The organism is Parageobacillus caldoxylosilyticus NBRC 107762 (genome assembly GCF_000632715.1).
GTDB lineage: Bacteria > Bacillota > Bacilli > Bacillales > Anoxybacillaceae > Saccharococcus > Saccharococcus caldoxylosilyticus.
On sequence record NZ_BAWO01000095.1, the window covers coordinates 1 to 8,893 of the forward strand.

Consider the following 8,893-nt stretch of genomic DNA (forward strand, 5'->3'; position numbering starts at 1 on the left):
TATAGAGGGAGGCATGTTTAAAATGATTGAAATTCCATCGCGTCTGGAAGGAAAAGCATTTCAGCTGTATAAGCTAGAACAGCAGTTAAAACCGCTCGGTTATACGATTGGCGGCAATTGGGATTATGATCATGGTTATTTTGACTATAAAATTGCCGATGAATCCGGATATCAATTTTTACGTATTCCGTTTAAAGCAGTGGATGGACAGCTTGATTCGCATGGAACAACGGTGGAGATCGGCAGGCCGTTTTTATTATCGCATCAATATCAAAGCGGCTTAGATGACCATGCCGATGTCGGCAATCTAGGCGCCGCTTTTAACCAATTTTCCGAGCCGCAAGACTCCGATGCGACATTTCCGGAAACATATGTTAGCGTCGGAAAGGTGCTTGTGCAAGAGCTGGAACGCCGCCTGCTTGACTAAGGGCTCAGAACAAACAGGTGATCGCCTCTTTCAATGATGAAGTGCGGAGAAGGGTTCATATATCCTTCTTCCCCTCTCACGACACCGATTAATATCATTCGCTTTTCCAATAGCAACTGGCTGCTTTCAGAAAATGTTTTGCCGATGCACCATTCTTCGGCATGGATCAGATGCAGTTTTCTATCGTGAAGCTGACGAAGCAGCGCTTCAATCGCTCTAGATATGCCTGGTGACTGAAGGCTGTTTGCCATTGTGAAGCTGGAGAGCAAGTTGGTTTGAATCACTTCATCAGCGCCCGCCCGTCTTGCGTTGTTGACGTGCTGCCCGGTTAATATTTCGACAATCGCATAGATGGAAGGGTTTAAGCTTTTCATGGCCAAAAGCGTTAAAATCGAATCTTTGTCCGCCTCCACTTCGTTTTTATGCTGGTCGGCGGTAATTAAAACCATTTGCGCTTCAGTGACGTTTGCTTTCTGCAGCACATCATCGTAGCTGGCGTTTCCTTTGATAAAATGAACATTTTTATAGGAAATCGGCAGCGCGTTTAACGTCGAATCAATGAGCACGCAGCGAAAAGATGGCTGGGATTTCGTTAATTGTGCCAGCACTTCGCGCACCCGCTCATTCCAGCCGACGATGATCACATGTCCCTTTTTTCCATAGCGCAGCTGCCCGTTCGATAATGCCGTCTCTTTTGCCACGGCAGCTGCTGATACGGACGCGAAATACGTCGTAATCACCCCTGTTCCTAACAAAATAAGGAGAATGGCGACGAGTTTTCCCGCCGTCGTTTTTGGAACGATGTCGCCGTAGCCGATCGTCGCCGCGGTAACAATCGCCCACCATATGCCATCGAATACGTTATGGAATGTAGACGGCTCGACGAGATGAATAAGCAGGCCGAAAAGAATTAGCAGCGCGCTTCCCACCAGCAGCAATCGTATAAAGACAGGAAGGCGCAAATACGATATGAGTATATCCCAGTTTTTCATCGGTTTCCTCCGTTTGGTCCATTGTTTTTACAAAGTTAGTGTTGACTGTTTTGCTCCTTTTTTTGCATAAAAATTCCTTTTCGCTTTCATACTACATGATGAATATGTGAAAGGAGAGGAATGGCTTCATGGATATGAATCGTGTCAAACAAATTGTTTCGTCCCCGGCGGATATTCCTGTCTATTATAATGGTGTATCTGTCTGGATTGACGGTTATGATGAAGAAAAGCAAACGGCTACGGTCCATTTGCGGGATGGCCACCTTCGTGAGCAGCGTGACGTGCCGGTAGCCGAATTAAGTGAAGAACGATAAGGCAATAAGGAAAAACGCCGTGTTTCGGCGTTTTTTGTTTGCGTCTTTTGGAAAAACCGATACTGACAGTGAAAGAAAATAACGCGGGAAGGAGCATGTAAAGTGACGGGTGGACAGATAAAGGAAATGTTTGCAGATTACGGATATGAACGCTGGTGGGAAGAAATTTATTATCCGCTCTTGTCATCGCGTCTATTGGAGGAAGTAGACGAAGAGGTGCTGGCGGCATTTTTTGAGAGCTACGCGTTTCCGGAAGGCGAAGCATATTCGTTTACAGAGTTTGTCGTTCATTTTTCCATTTTCCAGCGTTTGTATGATAGCGGGATTTCTGCAATATGAAGGTAAGAAAAGGGACTGCTTCGGCACGGAGCAGTTCCTTTTGCTGATGATTTTTATATCGAAGGCGCTTGTTTGCCTAGGCGCACCACACGCATGGTCAATAGCAGCGAGCAGGCAAGAAAGACAGCATCCGCAAATCCGTATACGAGTCTGTACCTGCCTAACGAGAATAACAAGCTCCCGACCATTGGTCCGAATGCCATTCCCATGTAGCGGAAGAAATTGTAGACGCCAATGGCGGTGGAACGGTTTGCTTGAAACACATACGTAAGCAGCGTCATCTGCACCGGCAAGGACGTTCCTAAAAACAGGCCAAACAACGCGATCGCAAGGATTAAGAGCGGAATGGATATATAGGAAACAAGAAGAAAAAGGAAAATGGATAGCACGGTGCAATACGATGTTGCTAAAATAATGTGTCTATCTTTCCAATAGCCTTGGATGCGTCCGCCGATAAAGCTGCCGACGACAATCATGCACGACAACGCTAAATAAACAAGCCCTTTTTCCTCTGCCGATAGCCCATAGCGCTCCGTCAAAATGCCAGGCAAAAAAACGAGAAAATTATAGAGCGCGTAATATTGGATAAACCCTAATAAAATAATCGAGGAACCGGCCCGGTGGCGAAGGATCGTGACAAAATCACGAATCTGAAAGGTTTTCGATGTTTGGTTTTCCGGTTTTGTTTCTTTTAGAAAAATAAAATTGCCGAGCCATATAAGCACCCCGACAAAAACAAGAACAAGGAATACGACATGAAAGTTAAATCGGCCGCCAAGAAATCCGCCAACGATCGGTCCGACGACTGGACCAAGCGATAGCATCATTTGGAAAGTACCCATCGCTTTTCCCCGTTCTTTTCCTTCAAATAAATCGCCGATAACGGTAGCGGCGACGACCGAACCAGCTGCGATGCCGATTGCCTGCAATGCTCGGAAGGCGAGAAGAACGTAAATAGAGTTCGAAAAAAAGCAGCCAAGCGATGCCGTGATATAAAGAAGGATGCCAGCCAAGAGAACATGACGGCGTCCTTTTATGTCTGTCAACGGTCCGTATACCATTTGCATCATGGCTAAGAAAAACGTGAAAATGGAAATGGTTAAATTCACTAAAAACGAAGAAGTAGCAAAATCGGCTGTTACTTCTGGTAAAATAGGGGTGTAAATGTTTTGTGTAAATGGACCAAGAAACGCGGCCAGCGAGACGAGATAAACGATTACCGTCCGGTTCATAGCTACCCTCCTTTCTCATCACATATGTATAATTATACTCCTTCTTAACCAATTTTCGTTAACGAAATGCATATGAAAAAAGGTGGAGATACGATGATCAGGGATGCGAAAAAAGAAGACTTGCCAGCAATCGTGCAAATATATAATGAAACGATTCCGACCAGAATGGTTACCGCGGACCTCGAGCCGGTGTCGGTAGAAAGCAGGGAGGCGTGGTTTTTTGCTCATGACTCGCATACACGGCCGCTATGGGTGATGGAACAAGATGGCCGCGTGTGCGCCTGGCTCAGTTTCCAATCGTTTTATGGACGACCGGCCTATCGTCATACAGCGGAAATCAGCATTTACATTTCCGAAGCATATCGTGGGAAAGGAATCGGAAAGCAGCTGCTTCAAAAAGCAGTGGAGGAAGCGCCAAGTTTCGATATTAAAACGCTGTTAGGCTTTATCTTTGCCCATAATGAACCGAGCTTGCGCCTATTCTCTCGCTTTGGCTTTGAAACATGGGGACGCCTTCCGCGGGTCGCGGAATTGGATGGAATCGAGCGCGATTTAATCATCGTTGGAAAAAGAATTGTATAGAACGTAAAAAAATAGGACAGTCATAATAACAGATACCAGCAGAAAGAGGGAAGTATATGAACGTCATGCCGGTTCGTTTATTTACGATTCAAGATGGCGAAGGCTTTGTTGCCGATGCGTTTCAATGTCCAGTGACAGGCAATTTAATTTACAAATCGTCCGGTACGCCTTCGGTGATTGCTTATGCTGATCTGACGGAAGAGCAAATACAGCGGTTAGAGAAATATGGCTTTAAGCGGTTAAACGGCGCTTCTTTCTCTACAGCGGCGCCATCGTCCGGGCAGTCGGTGATTGAAGAGTTGCTGCCGGAGCAGTAACAGCTCCCGGATTCGCCATGATAGAATAAAAAAGGAGCTAGTCGTTAGCTCCTTTTGTTTGTTCGGCGCGGCCGTTGCAGGCAGCCGCTTATGTTATTTGCGTACAACAGCGTAAATGATGATAGCTAAGACCAGTCCAATCAACAAGTAAAGAAATGGGTGCTTAGTGTTCGATTGTTTATCGGACTGTTTTGGTTGGTTGTCTTGTTTCGCTGTGTCTTCTTTCTCTTTCGCCGTTTGCTGCTGACGGGAAGAATCAGGTTTTTGCGTGGATGAACGGCTATACATTCCCGCGCCGTTTCGTTTCGCCTCTGCCATGGCGGCGCGGACTCGGCCTTCGTATTTATAATCCCCGTAATCGTAAAAATCTTCGACCAGTCCTGCTTTGCTCACTTCTTCTTGCAGCAATTTGTTTCCTACCCACACCCAGGCGAGCAAGCGATGATACTTATCAAACAGCGTGCTTCCGTCGGTTTCTAATGTAATATTTCCTTGTTTTAAGCGGGAGCAAGTAAACTGGCTTGCTTCTTTCCCGTACGGTTCGACTTCAATCGTGCTTTCCGGCGTATCAATGAATAGAAAGCGGGTCGTATATTCGCGGCCGTTGACCATAAACTTTGCTGTATCTCCATCAATGCACTTCACTAGTGTTGCGGCATATTTTTTTCCTAATTGCAATGTGGCGGACGAATCTGATTTCGCTGCAGAGGTTCCGCCCAGACTATGCCCTTCCAGGTCAATTTTATCCGCCGTCAGCTGCCGGGTGCACTTGGCGTTGTTATTGTATTTTTTGATCAATTGGACAAGCGCTTCTTTATTTTTGGCCTGCATGGCAAGTGCGGTCGGCTCATGCAGCAAGTACATGCAGTCCGAGTTACGGAAATGTCCGCCTAGTTCGTCCAACGTGCCAGGATGGGCGAAACTGCTGGTTGAAAAAAAGAGAGTGAATAAGGCTGCTATCACCAAACTTGCTAACTTTCTCATTTGTTTCTTTCCTGGTTACTAAAATCTATAAAAATTGACTCATCGCGATGAAACCAGCAAAACTGCTTGCCGCTCATGAAATACCTGAGTTCCACCAGGAAGGGAATTCCCTTGTCATTCACCTGCTGTGAAAGCCCCCGTGGTTCGCTGTCAGCGACGGCATCTGTCGTGCACCATTCCTTCCATCGGTCCGTACACGACAACGATTTTAGTAACCAGGTCTACACCTCCTTCAATATGAATCAGCGCGCAATTTTTATATGATCGCCCTTTTGCATATGTAGTGCAAAAAAGAAAACCCTTGCCACGCAAGGGTTTTTCTAATGGAGCATACCGGGCTCGAACCGGTGACCTTCGCGCTGCCAGCACGACGCTCTCCCAACTGAGCTAATGCCCCACTTCATCAATTATTTTCTGTCCGTTTTTAATTATATATATGCTTTTTTGGAAATGCAATAGTATTTTATGCAGCTTTTTATTGGAAAAGGTGAAACAGATCAGCCGCTCTCAATATCAATATGGACGATTGAATCGATGCTGCGGATCGCATAATAGATGTCGGCAGCAGCCCGCTTTTGATCGATAACGGCTTTTAATTTAATTAAATGCTGGTTGTCCTCTAAATCTTTAATGCGCATAGTCTTGATATCGATGTGCTGCAGCTTTATTTTTTCGATGACATCGGCAATATTTTTTGTATCTGCCACGGTGATTTGCAACAGAATTTCTTTTTCCCGCAGTTGTTTCGGTCCGAAAAAGTTGATGAGAAAAGGAATAAGTTCTACGCTTACAATTAATAATGCCACCCCAAAGGCCGACTCCCAATAAAATCCGGCACCGACGGCAACTCCGATGCCAGCCGCTCCCCAAATGATTGCGGCTGTAGTTAATCCTGTAATACTATCATTTCCCCGCCGCAAGATAACCCCAGCTCCTAAAAAACCAACGCCTGATACAATTTGCGCGGCAAGACGGAGCGGATCCATCGTAATATGGTCTTTTAGCGGGAATACATAGGCAGATTCGATCGAGACAATCGTCAACAAACAGCTGGAAATGGAAATAACTAAGCAAGTTTTTAAGCCGACAGGTTTTCGTTTTAATTCTCTTTCCAATCCGATGATTAATCCTAATACAGCAGATATCCCTAATTTAATGAATGGGTCGAACATCACGGCAATCACCTCTTTTGTTTCGATATTGGTATAATAATGATAAAACATTGGTTAAGGGGATGAATAATGAAGCCATCAAGCATGTTCAAACCATATTTAGCCCTATTTGTAGGAGCGCTTTCCGTTTCTACTTCCGCTATTCTTGTGAAATGGGCGCATGCTCCTGCTTCCGTTATCGCCTTTTATCGGCTTTTTTTTACGGTACTATTGATGACACCGTTTTTTATCAGATATATTAGCGAATTAAAAGAAATCTCCTGCCGCGATTGGGCGTTTTCAATCTTCTCTGGAGTTTTATTAGCATTTCATTTTATTCTTTGGTTTGAGTCGCTGAACTATACTTCCGTAACTAGTTCCGTTGTGCTTGTAACATTGCAGCCGTTATTTGCGTTTGCTGGCGGATATGTGTTTTTTAAAGAACATCTTACTGCAGGAGCATTGTTTAGCGCGCTATTAGCAATCGCCGGAAGCGTGATCATCAGCTGGGGCGATTTTCAAGTCAGCGGCAAAGCATTATTCGGTGATATGTTGGCGCTGTTAGCATGTGCCATGGTAACAGGATATTGGCTATTTGGTCAAGAATTACGCAAACGTCTATCATTGATGACATATACATATATTGTCTACGGGATTAGTTCTTTCGTGCTTTTTCTTTACGTAATTGCGTTTCGGCTGCCGCTGCTTTCCTATAGAAAAATAGATTGGCTCTGCTTTGTCTTATTGGCCATTGTGCCGACCTTGCTGGGCCATTCCTTAATGAATTGGTCGGTAAAATGGGTAAGCGCGGCAACCGTTTCGATGAGCATTTTATTTGAACCAGTGGGAGCGTCCATATTAGCTTACTTTTTGCTCGGGGAGCTGATTCAGCCGTCCCAATGGATCGGAGGAATTTTCATTTTGACAGGAATCGGGGCTTATTTATGGGGAGAAAATCGAAAAGGGTCGCTACCAATACAAGAAAGTAGCTGACCCAAGCGTCCCTGTAATTAAGTATTCATTGTTCATTGGAAGACGATAGTGTTCTAAATTGCTGGCAAACTTCGATAAGTAAGCAAAATCAACTCTTGTGGTTTGCGGAACTAGATACGCTGATTTGGTCGCGAATTTTTTTCTCCTTCTATTCAGAGCGGCGATGATTCCTTCCGTTGTTGTAACTCCAATCCCATGTCCGTAATGCAGGCCGTCGCCTAAATAGATTGTATTTTCTCCTTGCCATTGTGGCGTTTGCGGATCGAATTCAGGATTTTTAAAATAAAGACAGTCGCCAGGAAGATAATCTTCTCCCTTTTTTGTTTTTATCCCTAAATCTTGATCAACATGCCAATCGTATAATAAAAGATTCGAAAATAACGTATTAAACGTCTGCCGATCAATAACATCCAGCACTGCCTTGTAAAATACGATAACGATGGCGGTCGCGCATTCAAAGGCGTACAAATGGCTGTTGACGAAAATGTCGTTTATTGCATCTGCAGGAAGTACTTCTTTTCTTAATTGAAACCCGCCTAATTCATTTCGTACCCAAAATTGTTCGTTGCATTTGGAAAAACGGAAAATGGCGAATCTTGCTTTGCTTTTGGCGAGAGCAGCAGCGGAATGAATGATGCGGTCGCGAAGGATGATCTCGAATAAAAGCTGATGTTTATTTTGGTATACATACGTTTTCGGCGACTTTAATAACGCTTCAAATATTTTTTCTTGACTTTTGGAAAGGGAAGAGGGGCCGAATAAACTGCTGTCGACGGCTGATTGCTGAATTTGAATCATATTTTCCTCCTTCAAAATAAATAATCCGCTTACTGGTGTAACTTGGATTTTAAATTTAGAAAGCGGTTATTCTTTGTTTTTGAGGATAAGAATTAAGTATATTTAATATGTATGTAGTGTGTCATTTTATTATTCTGTCATCTGCGGAAATATAGCGTAGTTGATTTCTAGCACGTACTCGATTAAATTGTAAGTGTAGTTGGTGAAAGGCGCTCTGCAGCGGTTATGCTGATGATTGGTATAAAGCTTTCGTGGAAGGACAAAAAAAATTAAAAAAGGGGTTGCATTTTTAAAAAGAAGGTGTTATATTAAATAGCGTCGCTAATCGATCGATCAATTTCGATCGCTAAGCAACGTAAATGATAATAAAAAACATAGTTGACAACAAAAAAACACTATGTTATCATTAAAGAGCTGTTTTGAAGAGGAAATGTTCCTTGAAAACTGAACAAAACGAAGCGTCCACATAGAAAAGCGAAGGCGAGCGCCTAACGCCGGAAGGAAAATGTTCTTCCGACGAGACATGCTTGCATGTCGACGGAGGAAGGTTATTTTCCGCAAGGCGTTGCGAGCCGGAGCTGGACAATGCGAAAAGCTGAAGCGCCGAGATCAGCTCTCGAAGCCAAATGTTCTTCACCCGCAGAAGTGCTTGCACTTCGAGGGGGAAGGTTATTTGGCAGAAGAGAGCTAGGCGCTGAAGCTGGACAATGCGAAAAGCTGAAGCGCCGCGGCACCTTGTGTGTCGGTGCTGAAGCTGACAATAA

Annotated in this window: 12 protein-coding genes and 1 tRNA gene; 6 read left to right on the plus strand and 7 right to left on the minus strand. The window is 44.3% G+C overall.

Translation table 11 applies throughout. From position 1 onward, the window contains the following. Positions 1 to 22 precede the first annotated feature (22 nt). Positions 23 to 427, plus strand: a complete 405-nt coding sequence (locus GCA01S_RS18310) for a YugN-like family protein (protein ID WP_017434838.1) — start codon at positions 23 to 25, stop codon at positions 425 to 427. Here GCA01S_RS18310 and GCA01S_RS18315 read toward each other — a convergent pair. Next, a complete protein-coding gene (locus GCA01S_RS18315) occupies positions 424 to 1,419 on the minus strand; it encodes a potassium channel family protein (protein WP_042412250.1) in 996 nt (331 codons plus the stop codon). The two genes, GCA01S_RS18310 and GCA01S_RS18315, sit on opposite strands and share 4 nt — an antisense overlap. A 128-nt stretch (positions 1,420 to 1,547) precedes the next feature. Here GCA01S_RS18315 and GCA01S_RS18320 point away from each other — a divergent pair, with 128 nt between their 5' ends. Both GCA01S_RS18320 and GCA01S_RS18325 read left to right on the plus strand, forming a co-directional pair. Beyond that, positions 1,548 to 1,733 (plus strand): H-type small acid-soluble spore protein, encoded by a 186-nt coding sequence (locus GCA01S_RS18320; protein WP_017434840.1) that lies wholly within the window; start codon positions 1,548 to 1,550, stop codon positions 1,731 to 1,733. A 102-nt stretch (positions 1,734 to 1,835) separates the two neighbouring features. Beyond that, positions 1,836 to 2,072, plus strand: a complete 237-nt coding sequence (locus tag GCA01S_RS18325; protein WP_017434841.1) for a hypothetical protein — start codon at positions 1,836 to 1,838, stop codon at positions 2,070 to 2,072. A gap of 53 nt (positions 2,073 to 2,125) precedes the next feature. On the opposite strand, the gene GCA01S_RS18330 is transcribed toward GCA01S_RS18325, so the two are convergent. Beyond that, positions 2,126 to 3,304, minus strand: a complete 1,179-nt coding sequence (locus tag GCA01S_RS18330) for an MFS transporter (RefSeq protein ID WP_042412254.1) — start codon at positions 3,302 to 3,304, stop codon at positions 2,126 to 2,128. Between the two features lie 93 nt (positions 3,305 to 3,397). Here GCA01S_RS18330 and GCA01S_RS18335 point away from each other — a divergent pair, with 93 nt between their 5' ends. Continuing rightward, on the plus strand, positions 3,398 to 3,886 hold the full coding sequence (locus tag GCA01S_RS18335) for a GNAT family N-acetyltransferase (RefSeq protein WP_042412257.1): 489 nt from the start codon (positions 3,398 to 3,400) through the stop codon (positions 3,884 to 3,886). Between the two features lie 56 nt (positions 3,887 to 3,942). Beyond that, on the plus strand, positions 3,943 to 4,203 hold the full coding sequence (locus GCA01S_RS18340; protein WP_017434844.1) for a hypothetical protein: 261 nt from the start codon (positions 3,943 to 3,945) through the stop codon (positions 4,201 to 4,203). A 93-nt stretch (positions 4,204 to 4,296) separates the two neighbouring features. Here GCA01S_RS18340 and GCA01S_RS18345 read toward each other — a convergent pair whose 3' ends face one another. From GCA01S_RS18345 to GCA01S_RS18355, 3 genes are all read right to left on the minus strand, one after another. Beyond that, positions 4,297 to 5,187, minus strand: coding sequence for a thermonuclease family protein (locus tag GCA01S_RS18345; protein WP_042412259.1), 891 nt, complete (start codon positions 5,185 to 5,187; stop codon positions 4,297 to 4,299). Positions 5,188 to 5,511: 324 nt separating this feature from the next. Next, a tRNA-Ala gene (locus GCA01S_RS18350) sits at positions 5,512 to 5,584 on the minus strand. Between the two features lie 100 nt (positions 5,585 to 5,684). Next, positions 5,685 to 6,362 carry an MgtC/SapB family protein gene (locus GCA01S_RS18355; RefSeq protein WP_026078439.1) on the minus strand — a complete coding sequence of 226 codons (678 nt, stop codon included), beginning with the start codon at positions 6,360 to 6,362 and terminating at the stop codon, positions 5,685 to 5,687. 66 nt (positions 6,363 to 6,428) lie between these two features. On the opposite strand from GCA01S_RS18355, the gene GCA01S_RS18360 reads away from it, so the two are divergent. Further along, entirely contained in the window at positions 6,429 to 7,331 is a 903-nt protein-coding gene (locus GCA01S_RS18360) for a DMT family transporter (RefSeq protein ID WP_042412264.1), read from the plus strand. On the opposite strand, the gene GCA01S_RS18365 is transcribed toward GCA01S_RS18360, so the two are convergent. Together GCA01S_RS18365 and GCA01S_RS20730 are read right to left on the minus strand one after the other, a co-directional pair. Continuing rightward, positions 7,308 to 8,129 (minus strand): protein-glutamine gamma-glutamyltransferase, encoded by an 822-nt coding sequence (locus GCA01S_RS18365; protein WP_042412268.1) that lies wholly within the window; start codon positions 8,127 to 8,129, stop codon positions 7,308 to 7,310. The genes GCA01S_RS18360 and GCA01S_RS18365 overlap by 24 nt on opposite strands. Positions 8,130 to 8,535: 406 nt before the next feature. Next, positions 8,536 to 8,893 (minus strand): hypothetical protein (locus tag GCA01S_RS20730; protein WP_217994789.1); only part of this gene is annotated, 358 nt, incomplete at its 5' end.

What these genes read in the sequence shown, in the direction of transcription:
- GCA01S_RS18310 (WP_017434838.1), top strand. Translation starts at nt 23, where the DNA reads ATGATTGAAATTCCATCGCGTCTGGAAGGAAAAGCATTTCAGCTGTAT.
- GCA01S_RS18315 (WP_042412250.1), bottom strand. Translation starts at nt 1,419, where the DNA reads ATGAAAAACTGGGATATACTCATATCGTATTTGCGCCTTCCTGTCTTT.
- GCA01S_RS18320 (WP_017434840.1), top strand. Translation starts at nt 1,548, where the DNA reads ATGGATATGAATCGTGTCAAACAAATTGTTTCGTCCCCGGCGGATATT.
- GCA01S_RS18330 (WP_042412254.1), bottom strand. Translation starts at nt 3,304, where the DNA reads ATGAACCGGACGGTAATCGTTTATCTCGTCTCGCTGGCCGCGTTTCTT.
- GCA01S_RS18335 (WP_042412257.1), top strand. Translation starts at nt 3,398, where the DNA reads ATGATCAGGGATGCGAAAAAAGAAGACTTGCCAGCAATCGTGCAAATA.
- GCA01S_RS18340 (WP_017434844.1), top strand. Translation starts at nt 3,943, where the DNA reads ATGAACGTCATGCCGGTTCGTTTATTTACGATTCAAGATGGCGAAGGC.
- GCA01S_RS18345 (WP_042412259.1), bottom strand. Translation starts at nt 5,187, where the DNA reads ATGAGAAAGTTAGCAAGTTTGGTGATAGCAGCCTTATTCACTCTCTTT.
- GCA01S_RS18360 (WP_042412264.1), top strand. Translation starts at nt 6,429, where the DNA reads ATGAAGCCATCAAGCATGTTCAAACCATATTTAGCCCTATTTGTAGGA.
- GCA01S_RS18365 (WP_042412268.1), bottom strand. Translation starts at nt 8,129, where the DNA reads ATGATTCAAATTCAGCAATCAGCCGTCGACAGCAGTTTATTCGGCCCC.